The organism is Flavobacterium sp. SOK18b, from assembly GCF_014156605.1.
GTDB lineage: Bacteria > Bacteroidota > Bacteroidia > Flavobacteriales > Flavobacteriaceae > Flavobacterium > Flavobacterium tiangeerense.
In genome coordinates, this window is record NZ_QKNZ01000064.1 from 17073 (window position 1) to 33290 (window position 16218).

Annotated in this window: 16 protein-coding genes; 6 read left to right on the forward strand and 10 right to left on the reverse strand. The window is 31.4% G+C overall.

What is annotated here, in order from left to right; all coding sequences use genetic code 11:
• Nucleotides 1–50: 50 nt before the first annotated feature.
• From DNC80_RS10410 to DNC80_RS10435, 6 genes are all read left to right on the forward strand, one after another.
• Complete coding sequence (locus DNC80_RS10410; RefSeq protein ID WP_182651168.1) at nucleotides 51–1271, forward strand: DUF1015 domain-containing protein; 1221 nt, start codon at nucleotides 51–53, stop codon at nucleotides 1269–1271.
• A gap of 23 nt (nucleotides 1272–1294) precedes the next feature.
• Nucleotides 1295–1957, forward strand: a complete 663-nt coding sequence (locus DNC80_RS10415; protein WP_182651169.1) for a YggS family pyridoxal phosphate-dependent enzyme — start codon at nucleotides 1295–1297, stop codon at nucleotides 1955–1957.
• A 23-nt stretch (nucleotides 1958–1980) separates the two neighbouring features.
• Entirely contained in the window at nucleotides 1981–2349 is a 369-nt protein-coding gene (locus DNC80_RS10420) for a four helix bundle protein (protein ID WP_182651170.1), read from the forward strand.
• A gap of 131 nt (nucleotides 2350–2480) precedes the next feature.
• On the forward strand, nucleotides 2481–3842 hold the full coding sequence (locus tag DNC80_RS10425; protein WP_182651171.1) for an exonuclease domain-containing protein: 1362 nt from the start codon (nucleotides 2481–2483) through the stop codon (nucleotides 3840–3842).
• A 268-nt stretch (nucleotides 3843–4110) separates the two neighbouring features.
• Nucleotides 4111–5028, forward strand: a complete 918-nt coding sequence (gene miaA, locus DNC80_RS10430; protein WP_182651172.1) for a tRNA (adenosine(37)-N6)-dimethylallyltransferase MiaA — start codon at nucleotides 4111–4113, stop codon at nucleotides 5026–5028.
• A gap of 31 nt (nucleotides 5029–5059) precedes the next feature.
• Nucleotides 5060–5800 (forward strand): acyl-[acyl-carrier-protein] thioesterase, encoded by a 741-nt coding sequence (locus DNC80_RS10435; RefSeq protein ID WP_182651173.1) that lies wholly within the window; start codon nucleotides 5060–5062, stop codon nucleotides 5798–5800.
• A gap of 41 nt (nucleotides 5801–5841) precedes the next feature.
• Here DNC80_RS10435 and DNC80_RS10440 read toward each other — a convergent pair whose 3' ends face one another.
• The 10 genes from DNC80_RS10440 to DNC80_RS10485 form a co-directional block, all read right to left on the reverse strand.
• Nucleotides 5842–6555: a response regulator transcription factor gene (locus DNC80_RS10440; RefSeq protein ID WP_144891817.1), complete on the reverse strand. Its 714-nt coding sequence runs from the start codon at nucleotides 6553–6555 to the stop codon at nucleotides 5842–5844.
• A 3-nt stretch (nucleotides 6556–6558) separates the two neighbouring features.
• Complete coding sequence (locus tag DNC80_RS10445) at nucleotides 6559–8142, reverse strand: sensor histidine kinase KdpD (RefSeq protein ID WP_144891819.1); 1584 nt, start codon at nucleotides 8140–8142, stop codon at nucleotides 6559–6561.
• A 59-nt stretch (nucleotides 8143–8201) separates the two neighbouring features.
• Nucleotides 8202–8798: a dephospho-CoA kinase gene (gene coaE / locus DNC80_RS10450; RefSeq protein ID WP_182651174.1), complete on the reverse strand. Its 597-nt coding sequence runs from the start codon at nucleotides 8796–8798 to the stop codon at nucleotides 8202–8204.
• A gap of 1 nt (nucleotide 8799) precedes the next feature.
• Nucleotides 8800–9801 (reverse strand): glycosyltransferase family 2 protein, encoded by a 1002-nt coding sequence (locus DNC80_RS10455; protein WP_182651175.1) that lies wholly within the window; start codon nucleotides 9799–9801, stop codon nucleotides 8800–8802.
• A 125-nt stretch (nucleotides 9802–9926) separates the two neighbouring features.
• Nucleotides 9927–11117: an enoyl-ACP reductase FabV gene (gene fabV / locus DNC80_RS10460; protein WP_182651176.1), complete on the reverse strand. Its 1191-nt coding sequence runs from the start codon at nucleotides 11115–11117 to the stop codon at nucleotides 9927–9929.
• Nucleotides 11118–11197: 80 nt separating this feature from the next.
• The gene (gene recN / locus DNC80_RS10465; RefSeq protein ID WP_182651177.1) at nucleotides 11198–12850 is read right to left on the reverse strand and encodes a DNA repair protein RecN; all 1653 of its coding nucleotides are present in this window, start codon (nucleotides 12848–12850) and stop codon (nucleotides 11198–11200) included.
• Between the two features lie 40 nt (nucleotides 12851–12890).
• A complete protein-coding gene (locus DNC80_RS10470) occupies nucleotides 12891–13775 on the reverse strand; it encodes a DUF4835 family protein (RefSeq protein WP_182651178.1) in 885 nt (294 codons plus the stop codon).
• A gap of 60 nt (nucleotides 13776–13835) precedes the next feature.
• Entirely contained in the window at nucleotides 13836–15053 is a 1218-nt protein-coding gene (gene coaBC, locus DNC80_RS10475) for a bifunctional phosphopantothenoylcysteine decarboxylase/phosphopantothenate--cysteine ligase CoaBC (RefSeq protein WP_182651179.1), read from the reverse strand.
• Between the two features lie 8 nt (nucleotides 15054–15061).
• Complete coding sequence (locus DNC80_RS10480) at nucleotides 15062–15379, reverse strand: DNA-directed RNA polymerase subunit omega (protein WP_026709525.1); 318 nt, start codon at nucleotides 15377–15379, stop codon at nucleotides 15062–15064.
• A gap of 8 nt (nucleotides 15380–15387) precedes the next feature.
• Nucleotides 15388–16182, reverse strand: a complete 795-nt coding sequence (locus tag DNC80_RS10485) for an outer membrane protein assembly factor BamD (protein ID WP_182651180.1) — start codon at nucleotides 16180–16182, stop codon at nucleotides 15388–15390.
• Nucleotides 16183–16218 lie beyond the last annotated feature (36 nt).

A 16218-nucleotide genomic window follows, 5' to 3' on the forward strand; every position in this document is an offset into this window, starting at 1 on the left:
GTCCGCTTCTTTTAACTTTTGACTTTTAACTTTTGACTTTTAACTTAATTATGGCCAAAATAGTTCCTTTTAAAGCAGTAAGACCTACCCGAGACAAAGTATGTCTTGTAACCTGTAGATCTTATGAAGAATATGTAAATGCTGAATTAGCAGCACAACTGGATTTTAATCCACTTTCGTTTTTACACATTTTAAAACCTGCTTATACCAATCAAGAAACTGTTTCATTTGAAAAAAGATACAAGCAAGTTCATCAAAAATACGAAGAGTTCAAAAACGAGATCATTCTTGTAAAAGATAAAAAACCAGCAATTTACATTCATAAAATTGTTACTAAAACACAATCTTTTATTGGAATCATAGCTGGAACAAGTGTTGCTGATTATTGCAATGAAATCATTAAAAAACACGAAGATATTATTGCTTTTAGAGTTCGATTGCTAAAAGAATACATGCGATATTCAGAGTTTAATACAGAACCCGTTTTGATGACCTATCCTGACAACAAAACCATTGAAAACTGGATTTTTAATTGCACGCAGAAATTAGCTGATTTTGAATTTTCGACCACAAAGAAAGAAATTCATTATTTATGGAAGATAGACGATCCACTTGAAATCAATTGGATTCAAAATATTTTTGAAAAAACAGATAGCCTTTATATCGCGGATGGACATCATCGTACTGAAGCTTTAAAATTATTATCTGAGGAAAATACCGATGCTCAGAACACCTCTAAGAATCATATATTAAGCTACTTAATTTCTGAAAACAACGTAAAAATTTACGAATTTAATCGTCTTGTAAAAGATCTAAATGATTTGACAAAGGAAGAGTTTATGATTGCGTTGCAAAAGAATTTCAGCATTGAAAATAAATTGCAACAACCCTTTCAACCCTCTCACAAACATCAGTTTGGAATGTATCTTGATAATGAATTTTATAGTTTAGTACTTCGTAAAGAAAAGGAAGTGTTCCATTCTGCGTTAGACAGTTTAGATACTCAAATTTTATATAAAGAAGTTTTATTACCCATTTTAGGTATTGAAGATTTACGAAATGACGAACGAATTGAGTACCTTTCTGGAAAGCAATCCGTTTTAGAAGTAAAAAATAAAATTGATCAAGGCGAATTTGAAATCGGTTTTATATTATTTCCCTCAAACATAGGAGAAATTAAAGCATTGGCCGATGCTAATTTAATTATGCCTCCAAAAAGTACGTACATAGAACCTAAATTCAGAAGTGGATTAGTAGTCTATGAACTTTAATTTATAAAAATCAGGAATTCATCATGTCAATAGCTACAAATTTACTTGGAATTAAAACTTCTTTACCTGAACATGTAACCTTAGTTGCAGTTTCAAAGACCAAACCGGTTTCGGATTTGATGGAAGCTTATGAAGCTGGTCAACGCATTTTTGGAGAAAACAAAATCCAGGAAATGGCTGATAAATGGGAAGAAATGCCCAAAGATATTCAGTGGCACATGATAGGTCATGTTCAAACGAATAAAGTAAAGTTTATGGCACCTTTTGTAAGTTTGATTCATGGTGTAGACAGTCTTAAACTATTACAAGAAATCAACAAACAAGCGTTAAAAAATAACCGAATTATTGATTGTTTATTGCAAATTTACATTGCCGAGGAAGAAACAAAATTTGGTCTTGATCAGGATGAACTTGATTCCCTCCTAGCATCAAATGAATTCAAAGAACTGAAAAACATTCAAATCGTTGGATTAATGGGAATGGCTACTTTCACTGATAATAAAGATCAAATCAAGAAAGAATTCACGCAATTGAAAACAATTTTCGACAAAACTAAAAATTTAGAAATTGAAAAATGCCCACTAGAGACCCTCTCAATGGGAATGTCTGGTGACTATCAACTCGCAATTGAATGTGGCAGTACCATGGTTAGAATTGGAAGTAGTATCTTTGGGGGAAGAAATTAATTTCAATTTTAAAGTTGGTAAAAATGCATGTAAACGAACCTAATTTTGATAAAATATACAATTTTGAAGACCGTTTAGTTAGATTTGCAGGAGAATGTATTTTCTTTGTTAGAAAGCTAGAAAAATCTTATGAAATTGATTATTATAAAAATCAACTTATACGCTCCTCTGGAAGTTCAGCATTAAATTATGGTGAAGCTCAAGGTACTATTACAAATAAAGATTTTATATTTAAAGTATCGCTTTCCGTAAAAGAACTCAAAGAGTCCAGAAATTCATTAAAAGTTCTGAATTACATAAAAGCAGGAGAATTAGAAGAAAGAAAATGGCTTTTGACAGAAGTTGAAGAATTAATCGCCATAGCTTCTAAAATGATAAACAACAAAAAATAATTCAATAACAATTACAATGTGTTTTCAATGGCAATAGAAATGGGAATTACAATTTTCAATTTTTAAAAATTACCATTGATTCACGATATTTATTTTGAAATTGCTATTGATTTTTGAAATTGATATTGAAAATGTACGCAATACTCGACATAGAAACCACAGGAGGGCAATTTAACGAAGAAGGAATTACTGAAATTGCCATTTACAAATTTGATGGACACGAAATAGTAGATCAGTTCATCAGCTTGGTAAATCCTGAAATTCCCATTCAGCCGTTTGTTGTAAAACTTACTGGTATCAATAATGCCATGCTCACATCGGCTCCTAAATTTTTTGAGGTAGCTAAACGCATCATTGAAATAACTGATGGGTGCGTGATTGTGGCTCACAATGCTTCTTTTGACTATAGAATCCTGAGAACAGAGTTTCGTAGATTGGGCTATGATTTTGAAGCCAAAACACTTTGCACCGTTGCTTTATCACAAAAATTATTACCTGAACAACCCTCGCATAGTTTAGGAAAATTAGTGCGCGCACTCGGTATACCAATAGCAGACAGGCATCGCGCTAGCGGAGATGCATTGGCTACTGTAAAATTGTTTAAAATCCTTTTGGAAAAAGATTTAGAAAAAGAAATTGTTAAAGATTTCATCAAACTAGAAGTTCAAAAAGGTATAGCACCTAAACTGTTAGACATTGTGTCTAGTTTACCAGCAAAAACTGGCGTTTACTACATACATAACGAAAAAGGAAATCTCATTTACATTGGCAAAAGCCGAAACATAAAAAAGCGAATCAACCAGCATTTTACAGGTACTACCAATAAATGCAAAAAAATTCAAGCCGATGTTTACACCGTAACTTATGAAGAAACGGGTAGTGAACTAATCGCTTTGCTAAAAGAAAGCGAAGAAATTAAAATCAACAAACCAATATACAACAGAGCACAACGTAAAAGTATTTTTCAACTTGCGCTCTATGCTGAGAAAGATGAAAAAGGATATTTGAACTTAAAACTTCAAAAAGCCGATGGTCGTAAAAAGGAAATCACATCCTTCACTTCTATTCAAGAAGGAAAAAATGCTTTGTTCAGAATCACATCTCATTACAACCTATGTCAAAAACTTACGGGCTTATACGCTAGTAAAACAAACTGCTTTCAATATACCATAAAAGAATGTGAAGGTGCGTGCATAGGCGCGGTATCACCTGAGGAATACAACATCAGAGTACAAGCTTTTATTGACAAAAATAGTTTTGACAATCAAAACATGATTCTAATTGATAAAGGAAGAACAATAAGTGAACGATCAGCGGTTTTGATAGAAAACGGAATTTACAAAGGATATGCGTTTTATGATTTAAACTATCAAATAACCAATGTAGAAATCCTAAGAAATATTATTATCCCCATGCAAAATAATCGGGATGTTAAAAATATTATTCAAGGACACATTCGAAAAAACAAAACGTTAAAAATAGTTCATCTTTAGGCTGAATGTAAATTGTGATCCTATTTATGAATTATCTTAAACTAGATTTAAAAATTAAAAATCAAATTTAATTTCACATATTGTTTTGATCATGTATCCGAAATCTAATTTAATAACCTTGAAGCCAATCCAGCTGTACACTTCAACTCCTCGTGACTTCAGTTGTTTTTCTAAGGCATAAAAGGAGCTTCCTGCGGTCGCTCTTTTACACCAAGAAAAACAAACTTTAATCACTGCGGGGTTTACGTTGCCATCTGGGCTAAAAAATATGAAATACCTAATCACAATCATTGGTCCTACAGCTATCGGAAAAACTTCCTTAAGCATTGTCTTGGCAAATCACTATAATTGCGAAATTGTTTCTTGTGATAGCCGACAATTTTTTAAAGAAATGACTATTGGCACTGCCGTTCCAAGCCTAGCTGAATTGGCAGCAGCCAAACACCATTTCATTCAAAATAAGTCTATTTTAGAAAATTATACCGTTGGAGATTTCGAAAAAGAAGCCCTTGCTAAACTTAACGAATTATTTCAAGATAATGACTACGCCATTCTAGTAGGCGGTTCTGGTTTATATGTTGATGCCATTCTAAAAGGCTTTGATGAATTTCCTGACATTGATGCAAAAGTTCGTCAAGAAATAACTGCCAATTATGAAAAACTTGGAATTGGGTATTTGCAACAAAAACTAGAAATTTTAGATCCGGCTTATTACAAAACATTAACCGCAGAAAATCCCCAAACCTTGCAAAACCCACAGCGCATGATGCGTTTTGTAGAAGTATGCTTGGGAACTGGAAAACCGTATTCCTCTTTCTTGAACCAGAAAAAAAACAATCGTGACTTCACTCCTATTTTAATCGGTTTGGAAGCTGATCGAAAAATAATCTATAACCGCATCAACCAACGTGTAGATATCATGATGAATGAAGGTTTACTAAACGAAGCCAAAACTTTATATCCAAACAAAGAATTAAACGCTTTACAAACCGTAGGATATAGAGAATTATTTAGTTTTTTTGACAAAGAATTTTCATTAGAATTTGCTATCGAAGAAATAAAGAAAAATACAAGACGTTTTTCTAAACGTCAATTAACTTGGTTTAAAAGAAATGAAAATACCAAATGGTTTGATTTCGAAACTCCATACACCACTATAATAGAATACATTAAGCAATATAAATAATTCATTAAAATCATAATTCACAATTAAATACATGCCTATATCCCCTAAATTCACCTCTATTTTAAGCAAAGATTGGGAAATCAATTTTACGCAATGTGCGCCCAACGGGTATTTAAAATACACTGATTTATGTAATATTTTGCAATTAACTGCTGCGGCTCATTCTGAAGTAGGTGGTATCAGTTTTACTGACATGCAAGAGTTTGATCAAGCATGGGTATTGAGCCGGATGCGTGTTGAAATCAGGAAATTACCCAAATGGGGAGATACAGTAACCGTAAAAACATGGATCAATTCATTAGAAAACTCTCGATCAGTACGAGCTCTTGAAATGTATATTAATGGAGAAAAAATAGTAGGATCTGAAACTTTTTGGGCCGTTTTTAATACCGAAAAACGACGTCCAGAAGCCTTAGCTCTTCCATACGAACACTTTGAGTTATACCCAGAGAAAAAGCCAACAATTGAACGATTTTCTAAAATAAATTTCACTAATGAGAAAGAAATAGTGTTTGAAAAAACCGTTTTTTTATCAGATTTGGATATTGTAAATCATGTAAATAATGTCAAATATCTAGAATGGTGTCTAGATGTTGTTGACGAAAAATTGTTATTAAAACAAAAGGTAGCCAGCATCGAAATGAATTTTTTAAAGGAATTATCATTAAAGGATACGGTTCAAATTCATGAAAGTATTCACAAAGAAGAAACCATATTTAGCATTACAAAAGATGACAAAACATGCTTTGCTTTACAATTAAATTGGAAATGACATAAAAAAAGCCTCAAAAATTAATTTGAGGCTTTTTGTATTTATGCAACTTTGTTTTTTATAACTAATCTAAATCCTTCTCCATGGATGTTTAAAATTTCTACATCCTCGTCTGGTTTTAAATATTTTCTCAATTTAGCAATGTACACGTCCATACTTCTTGAGGTAAAGTAATTATCATCTCTCCATATTTTTGTCAAGGCTAATTCTCTTGGCATTAAATCATTTTCATGCAGAATTAGCATTTTCAATAATTCATTTTCTTTTGGTGACAACTTTATCGGCTCCTCTTCTTTGAAAGTTAAGAAACGTAATTTAGAATTCAAATGAAATTTACCAATGTTAAATTCAAATTGTACATGCTCAGCCTTAGTGTCTGAAGCTTTTCTTTGAATAATTGCTTTAATTTTCATTAATAAAACTTCAGAGTCAAATGGTTTATTCAAATAATCATCTGCTCCAGCTTTATATCCTTTTAAAACATCCTCTTTCATAGATTTTGCTGTTAAAAAGATAATTGGCACTTCATTATTTTTTTCTCTAATCTCTTTGGCTAGTGTATATCCATCTTTGTATGGCATCATCACATCAAGGATGCACAAATCGTAGGTATCTTTTTTAAATTTTTCAAAACCTTCCATACCATTTTTAGCTAAAGTCACATCAAAGTCATTTAACATTAAATAGTCTTTAAGGACTGCTCCAAAATTAAGATCATCTTCAACTAATAGTATTTTTTTATTTGTATTTTCCATATTTTAATTTATTAATGGTAATTTTATTATGAAGGTACTTCCTTTTCCTTTTTCACTTTCTACGTAAACGTGACCGTTATGATCATCTACTATTCTCTTTACATACGCAAGGCCTAAACCATGACCTTTTACGTTGTGTATATCTCCCGTGTGCTCACGGTAAAATTTTTCAAAAATTCTTTTTTGAGCAATTTTGCTCATTCCTAAACCTTTATCTTTTACTTTTATAATCACCATATCCTTGATATTTTCGGTGAAAATTTCAATTTCTGGAGTGTTAGGTGAATATTTAACTGCATTTTCAAGTATGTTTACAATTACATTTGTAAAATGAACATCATTGATTAAGACTGTAGTTCTTACAGCTTTAAAATCACACTTTATTGTACCTTGTCTATCTTCAATTATTAAATTAACATGATCAATAGCATCTTCAATTATTTCATGTATGTTATTAGAGTCTTTTGAAATATCTAACTCTTTCTTTTCTAATTTTGATATTCTCAATACATTTTCAACCTGCGCATGCATCCGCTTATTCTCATCCTTAATCATTTGTAGGTATCTCAAAACCTTTTCTTTATCATCAATAATTTTAGGATTCCTAATAGCATCAAGAGCTAAATTTATGGTCGCAATAGGAGTTTTAAACTCATGCGTCATATTATTTATAAAATCATTTTTGATTTCAGATATCTGACGTTGTCTTATTAATTGATTCAACGCACTTGAATAAGCAATAATTATAATAAGAGTAAACACTATTGAAAGTATCGTAATACTAACCAACTCTGATAATAAAAATTTCTTTTTATGAGGAAACGTCACTAACAATTGATACTTACTATTCCCTTCATTATCTGTAAAAATTGGAATAGAATAGGTAGCTTCTTTATTGTACTTAAAATCTCCAGACTTCACATTAGTTGCTAGATTATTATTGTACACACTGAACTCAAATTTAGTATCTACTCCAGATTCCATCAATTCTTTGCGAATCATTTTGTTCAAGGTCTCCTTAGTAACGCGTTCTTGTATTGGTAATACCGATGCGAAATCTTTATAAAATATTTCAAATGATGCATTATCAAGAACATTCAAATTTCCTGATTTCTCAATTTTTATATCCGGAATCAAACTTTGATTTCCACCTATTTTATCAATAGATTTATCGCTATAAACTTCTGTAACTCTCTTAGCGCTAAAAGTTTTAAATTTTTCGCTATCAAATTTTTTATCAAAGAACGTAGGTGAAATATTATAATCTTCTGAAATTATACTATTCGAATAAATAATAGTTTTATTCGTTTTTGGATTTTTTTGAACATAATAAAATTCTAATAAATCATCTTTTTTCGGAATTTTTCCAGTACTGTCTTTAATACGATTAATTTTATCATAAAAATTGTAGGCTTCTTGCTTTTGAATTTTTTCTGAAACGTTTCCTAGTACTTGGTTTACATGAAATTTGAATTGCTCATCGTTATTTTCAAACGATGTATTAAACCAATATACTTGCACCAAAATTATCCCGATAAGAGACAAACTCATCAGTAAGACTAGTAATCTAAAAAAAAGTTTATTCATCAATACAAATTTAGTATTTTAACAATATATTAAACGATAGATTAACCAAACATTAACACCTAGGCTTGTTTTTGTTTAATCTTTAAAATTTTAAGAATTTTATCAACTTCCTGCTTTGAAGATTCTAAACTGATATTTTCAATCACAAAATCACTTTTTTCTACACGCTGTGCATCAGTCCATTGCGCATTTATACGTTTCAAAACAAGATCTCTCGTTGTAGCATCCCTCTCAAGAACCCTATTAATCCTAGTTTCTAGTGGCGCTACTACCGATACTATTACATCACAATCTTTGTACTTATTACTTTCAAACAAAATAGCAGCTTCATAAATCACATATTGGGCTTTATCATTTTGCTTTAACCATAACTCAAAATCTTTTTTTATGGCAGGGTGAACAATTTTGTTCAATATTTGCAACTTTTCTGGATCACTAAATACAATTTTGGCAAGTTCGGATCTATCAAGCATTCCATCGTTAAAGACTATATTACCAAAAACCTCTTTTATACTGTTCAAAACCAATGCGTCTTGCATTACTTTTTTTCCAGCATCATCTGCAATATAAATAGGAATTCCTGCTGCCTTAAAAAAACTAGCAATTGTAGTTTTTCCGCTGCCTATACCTCCTGTTAACCCAATAATTTTTGTCATATTACACTTTGAAAAACATTTCAGGAAATGCTGTTTGAGGATCTTTTTTCAAAACAATAATCTGAATATACGATTTTAAAAAACCTGTTCCGTACCCATAAAACTGTTTCCAAACAGCTATCAAGGACAAATACCCAATTTTTATACTTTTATTTTGAATTGATGCTATAATAAAGAGTATAGCAAAATATAAGAAATAAAGCTGTAAAAGGATATCAAAATTAAAGAATAAGACCGCTAAAAAAGCAACAAGTATTCCTAAAATAAAAACAGTAGGAAAGAAAAAAGTAAGTTTATTGTGTTTAGGATACCAACTGTTTAAAATAGGTCTTGCTTTTCCAAATTTATGAACTTGAACTGAAAATTTTTCCCAATCAATACGTCTCTTATGATATACGTATGCTTTTGGAAAAAGTTTTGTTTCAAAACCTAAATTCCACAAACGAATGGATAAATCAGGATCTTCACCAGGATGAATGTTTCCAAAACCCTTAGATGCCATAAAAGCTTTTCTAGACAATCCCATATTAAAACTTCGGGGTTGAAATTTATCTATTTTTTCTGAGCCTCCTCTTATTCCTCCCGTGGTAAGAAATGAAGTCATAGCAAAGTTAATTGCTTTTTGAATATCCGTAAAACTATCTAATGCGCTATCAGGACCACCAAAACAGTCCACATAATTCTTTTGCAAAGCTAATTCGACTTCTGACAAATAATTTTCTGGAATTATACAATCAGAATCAAAAATGATAAAATAATCTCCTCTAGCTTTACTCATACCATAATTTCTAGAATCACCAGGACCCGAGTTTTCTTTGTAATAATAAGCTATATCTAATCTATTACCGTATTTACTAGCAACATCTTGACACCGAATAGTAGAACCATCTTCTATTAACACAATTTCAAAAATTTCTTTGTATGTTGTACGTGATAAACTTTCTAAAAGTTCATCAACCTCGTCTGGCCTATTGTATACGGGAATAATTAAGGAAAACATCATCTTATCAAAAGTGGTATTTAGGGTATTTTTTATGAATCAAAAATTTTAACAAAGATAATCTTTATCCATAAAAAAACCATCAACTATTAATTGATGGTTTTAAAATATTATTTAAGGAAAGCTTACTACATTATACTTTCAATAGCTACAACTTCATTAGCATCTGCTGCATAATCAACTCCAGCTACATCAAATCCAAATAAGTTATAAAAATCTTTTCTATATCCTTCTAAATCTGATATTTCCTGTAAATTTTCAGTAACCGCTTCGTTCCATAAAAAAGCAACTTTCTCTTGAACGTCAGATCTCATTTCAAGATCGTCAATTCTAATCCTTCCTTTTTCATCTACCGGAATTTCACCTCCAGTGTACAAACGCTCTTGGTACAAACGTTGAATTTGCTCTATACACCCTTCATGAATTCCTTCTTCTTTCATGATTTTGTACAACAACGAGATATACAATGGAATAACCGGAATTGCAGAACTAGCTTGTGTCACCAATGCTTTATTAACCGATACAAATGCTTTTCCATCGATGCTTTTTAATGCATCTGTAATAGCAAATGCGGTTGCTTCAAGATGATCTTTTGCACGACCAATTGTTCCTTTTCTGTATACAGCCTCTGTTAATGATGGACCAATATAAGAATAAGCAACAGTAGCAACTCCTGGTGCCAATAGATTTTCAGCTTTTAAAGCATCTATCCACATAGCCCAATCTTCACCACCCATAACTGCTACAGTATTTTCAATATCGTCACCACTACATGGAGCAATTGATATTTCAGATACTTTACCTGAGTGAAAATCAACAGTTTTGTTTGTAAATACATCACCGATAGGCTTTAACACTGATCTGTGTAAAACACCTGTAACAGGATGCATACGCACTGGCGAAGCTAAACTGTAAATTATAAGATCAATTTGTCCTAAATCAGCTTTGATAAGATCAATAGTTTGTTGTTTTATTTCATTCGAAAAAGCATCACCGTTGATACTCTTAGCATACAAACCTGCTTTATGTGCTTCATTTTCAAAGGCTGCTGAATTATACCAACCCGGTGAGGCCGTTTTTCCTTCACTAGGCGCTTTCTCAAAGAAAACACCAATAGTTGCAGCATCAGATCCAAAAGCACTTGTAATACGAGAAGCCAAACCAAATCCTGTTGATGCGCCTATTACTAAAACTCTTTTGGCTCCATTAATAGTTCCTTTAGCTTTAACATATTCTATTTGATTTTTTACATTTTGCTCACATCCTACTGGGTGCGACGTCGTGCAAATAAATCCTCTCATTCTTGGTTCTATAATCATATTTTTGGGTATTATTTTTATAAATAAATGTTTTTAGTTTTAAGATTGTGATGAAAAACGAACAAATATAATAGAAAAAATTAGTTCAACAAGGCTTTTGCATGATTAAGAGCTGAGTCTGTAACGGCTGTTCCGGATAACATTTGCGCTATCTCAACTACTCTTTCATCAGTGGTTAATAACTTCAATTCTGATTGTGTATCATCGTCAATTGTAGATTTAAACACTTTAAAATGCGCAGCTCCCTTAGCCGCAATTTGAGGCAAATGGGTAATTGCGAAAATTTGCATCGATTGACTCATTTGTTTCATGATTTCTCCCATTCTAATAGCTATTTCTCCTGAAACTCCAGTATCAATTTCATCAAAAATTAAAGTTGGTAGTTTTGAATATTGAGCCAAAATAGCTTTTACAGCCAGCATAATACGCGACATCTCTCCTCCCGATGCTACCTTTTTCAATATCCCAAAATCAGTTCCTTTATTTGCAGAAAACAAGAATTGAAGCTCGTCTTTACCATTTACAAAAAATGATTCTGAAGCTGATAAAACAATATTAAAACGCACATTAGGCATTCCTAACGTACTTAAAATTTGAATTAATTGCTCAGTTAAAACAGGTATAGCAGCGGATCTATTATTGCTAATGTCTAATGCTAATTTGTTAAGATCGTTCTTTTTCTGCTCTATGGAAACCGTTAAATTTTCAATTTCATCTTCCATATTACCAAGTTCCATGACAGCATTTTCAAGTTGAGATTGAATTATTAATAACTCTTCAACAGTAGCAACTTGGTGCTTTTTCTGAAGACTGAAAATTAGTTGTAATTTTTGACTTATTAGATTAAGTTGTTCAGGATCATTGATTAATCTATCCGAAAGACGAACCATCTCCTCTGTAATATCATCAAACTCTATTGTAATACTTGTAATTCGGTCAAGCAAAGATTGGTATTCAGTTGAAAACGAGGCAATTTTTTGAACCGAATTTTTAATTTCGTTAAGATTGTATAATACTCCTATTTGTTCTTCATTGGCTATAGCCAAAGATTTACTCATAGATTCTTTAATAATCTCTACATTATTTAGCTTCTCAAAATCAGATTCTAAAATTTCTTGTTCACCAGATTTTAATTTAGCCTCAACAAGTTCATTTAGCAAAAAGGTATTGTATTCTTGCTCTTTCTTAGCTTCACTTTGTTTTTTTAATAATACATTTAATTTTGATGTATCCGATTTGTACCCTTTTAAAAGCAATTGATATTTAGTAATAATCTCCTTATTACCTGCTATTGCATCTATAATATCAAATTGAACATTCTCATCTGAAAGTTCTTGAGTTTGTTGTTGTGAATGTATATCGAGTAAAAAAACACTTAAATCCTGTAACTCCTGAAGATTTACTGGACTGTCATTTACAAAAGCTCTAGATTTCCCCGAAGGAAGTATTTCACGTCTTATGATGGTATCGTTTTCAAAATCCAAGTCATTAGATTCAAAGAAAGAATTTAAATTGTATTTTGAAATATCAAAATGTGCTTCAATTACACATTTTTCTTCTTTATTTTTTAATGAAGTTAAATCGGCTCTTTTTCCTAAAACAAGACCTAGAGCACCTAAAATTATAGATTTACCTGCTCCTGTTTCTCCTGTTATAATAGAAAAACCGCTAGAAAAATCAATAGTTAATTTCTCTATTAAAGCATAGTTTTTTATCGAAAGTGACGTTATCATGTAATTGCTATTTGGAAATGGGTGTGTAAATGTATTAAATCTAAAATTTAATAGTAGACCATTTACTTGAATTCAATGGTGAGGTTTTGTTGAGACCATCAACTAAATCTGAAATAGGGATGCTAGGACCACCTGAAAATATAGAGACAATTTCATCTGATTTGGCGTCAAAAAAGACACGGGTTAAAAATGCATTTGGTCGTGACCCACTAAGTTTAGACAAACCAGCTAGTGCAAGTTTTACTTTTTCTTTTCCAAGTTTCAAATCCTGACTCATTATATCTAGACCCAAATGATAATCCAGCATTGTCTCTCTAATTTGTTTAAAAGGAGGTGCTAATAAATCGTTTATTAAAAAAAAGCGGTTTTGATTCCCATCAGCTTGACTCCAACCTCGAGCACCACTTTGTTGTGCTACGTTACAAATATTTTGAGCAATCTCTAAATTTGGATTACCTGATTCTAAAACAAACGTATCTGCATCCAAACCTAAAATTAAATAGCTGTAAAAAGACACAACTGACACCAAGTTTGAATCAAATGAAGCTGGATTGAAAAATAGATTTTCAAACTCTATATATCTAAAATTAAAATCCTTATCGTTAAAATTAAAAACTGGTGACGCGTATGTAGAATTAAAAGTAGGCCTAGAAGACTGCACTTGTATGCTTGCTGTAAACTGATCTGCACTATTAGAAAGAATAGTAATATACATAGAGCAGTTTATTTTTTCAACTTGCTTCATGGGTTGTCCTGTCCAATCTGTTTTATTTACAAATTCATTTAATGAGGTTTGTAGTGTTTTGAAAACTTGTTGATTGGTGGCACTCAATCTTTGTGAATCAACCGTAACTGTACAGTTTAACTGTTGTGAATGAACAATTCCACAAATAAAAAATAACAAAAAAGGGATTATTTTATTCATCTTCAAATTTCTGTTATACGATTATGTTTTGATTAAATTGAATTGAAAAAAAAAATAGAATTATATCTTTATTTCAAAATGTTGACATACTTTATCCATAATATCATCTGCAACTTTTTCTTTGGATTTTAAATCCATTGGAGAGACTTGGAATAATTGATCTATAAAAGTTACTTTATTCGTTAGCTTTCCAAAACCTGCTCCTTGATCTTGTAACGAATTAAGAACAATCAAATCTAAGTTTTTTTTCTTGATTTTCAACTTTGCATTTTCAATTTCATTTTCAGTCTCTAATGCAAAACCTATTAAAAACTGATTTTTTTTCTTTTCTCCCATGGAAGCAAGAATATCTTTAGTTTTTTCTAGTTCAATTGTAAAGCTTTCTTCTGTTTTTTTAATTTTTTGTTCAGCAATATTTTTTGGTCTATAATCAGCAACTGCTGCGGCTGCAATGGCAACATCAACTGAATCATATATATTATGACAGGCCTGATACATATCCTTTGCAGATACTACTGGTATCACTTGTATCAAACTATTACTAACTTTAAAATGTGTAGGCCCTGTGACTAAGTAAACTGTTGCTCCTCTATTTGCAGCACTAATTGCAATATCAAAACCCATTTTACCAGATGAATGATTCCCAATAAAACGAACTGGATCTATCGCTTCATAAGTTGGACCCGCAGTAATTAAAATTCTTTTTCCCCGTAGTGGTAACTTACTATTTAAATCATTTTCAATAAACGCAATGATATTTTCAGGCTCAGCCATTCGTCCTTCACCAGATAATCCGCTAGCCAACTCACCTGTTTCAGCAGGAATTAAAATATTACCATAACGAATTAACGATTCAAAACTTTTTAAAGTAGAGGCATGTTTATACATGTCTAGATCCATTGCTGGTGCAAAGTATACCGGACATTTTGATGATAGATAAGTAGCAACTACAAGATTATCACAGGTTCCATTAGTCATTTTAGACAATGTATTTGCAGTTGCCGGAGCAATTATCATTAAATCAGCCCAAAGTGCCAATTCAACATGATTGTTCCACTGCTCATTATCATTTTCTTGATCATAAAAATTAGAGTGAACTGGATTTTTGGATAAAGTAGATAACGTAAGTGGAGTGACAAAATCCTTAGAAGCAGGTGTCATTATCACTTGGACATGTGCACCTGCTTTAATAAAAAGTCGTACTAATGTAGCTGTTTTATAGGCTGCAATTCCACCAGAAATTCCAAGTAGAATTTTCTTACCTTGTAAAACTGACATCGTAATAATTATTTATTTGAATCTCTATGATATATTTTACCATCTAACCATTCTTGAACTGCTAATGCATGTGGCTTAGGTAATTTTTCATAAAATTTAGAAACTTCAATTTGTTCTTTATTTTCAAAGACTTCTTCAAGACTATCATTATAAGTAGCAAACTCTTCTAATTTCTCTGTCAATTCTTTTTTAATTTCAGAGTTAATTTGATTTGCTCTTTTAGCCATAATCGTTATTGCTTCATATACGTTACCCGTTGGTTCTTCAATTACCGTTTTGTTATATGTAATTGTGTTTACAGGAGCATTCGTCTTTTTTAAATCCATGACTTTATTTATTTAGTAAAATTTTGTAACTCTTTTTCTATTCTCACTAACATGTCGTTAGCTTCTTTCTTGTATTTTGATTCTGGGTTAAATTTCACCAAGTTAGCTTGAGCAACTTTAGCAACATTCAACCTCTCTTGCATTTTTGAAGGAATACTATTAATAGCTAGTTGATAGGCTGAATCCAGTTTGTAATACAAAGCGTCTTCTTTGTATTTAGTACCTGGATAATCAACTATAAAATTTTCAAGCGCAACTATTGCTGATTTATAATCAGAAATGGTGTGATACCCTTTTGCATTTTCATATACTTTTTTCTCGATTTTTTCACTCAAATCCTTTACTACTAAATTAGCATCCTTTGCATATTGAGAATTTGGATATGCATCTATAAAGTTTTGAAGCTTATCTAATGCCTTGTTAGTATCGGTTTGATCCAAACTATAAACAGGAGATAACATCGAATAACTTTTTGCTCCTAAATAAGCTGCTTCTTCCAGTTTTTCGCTTTTTGGATAACCAGAAACAAAACTATCAAACTGATATCCTGCTAGGTAATATTGTTTTGTTTTGTAATAGGACTGAGAAAACATAAAAAATAATTTTTCAGCTTGCGGTTTTCCTCTGTATGCAGGTGCAATTTGTTCAAAAATCTTTAATGCTTTAGAGTATTTACCAGCATCATATAACTTGGTTCCCATTTCAAATTTCACAGCAACATCCTCAGATTTTAATGCTTTTTGATATTCATTACAAGAGCTGAGTAAGGCAACAGTTAAAACGAGATATATTATTTTTTTCATTTTCATATTTTATAATGATTTGCAAGCTAAAAAAAC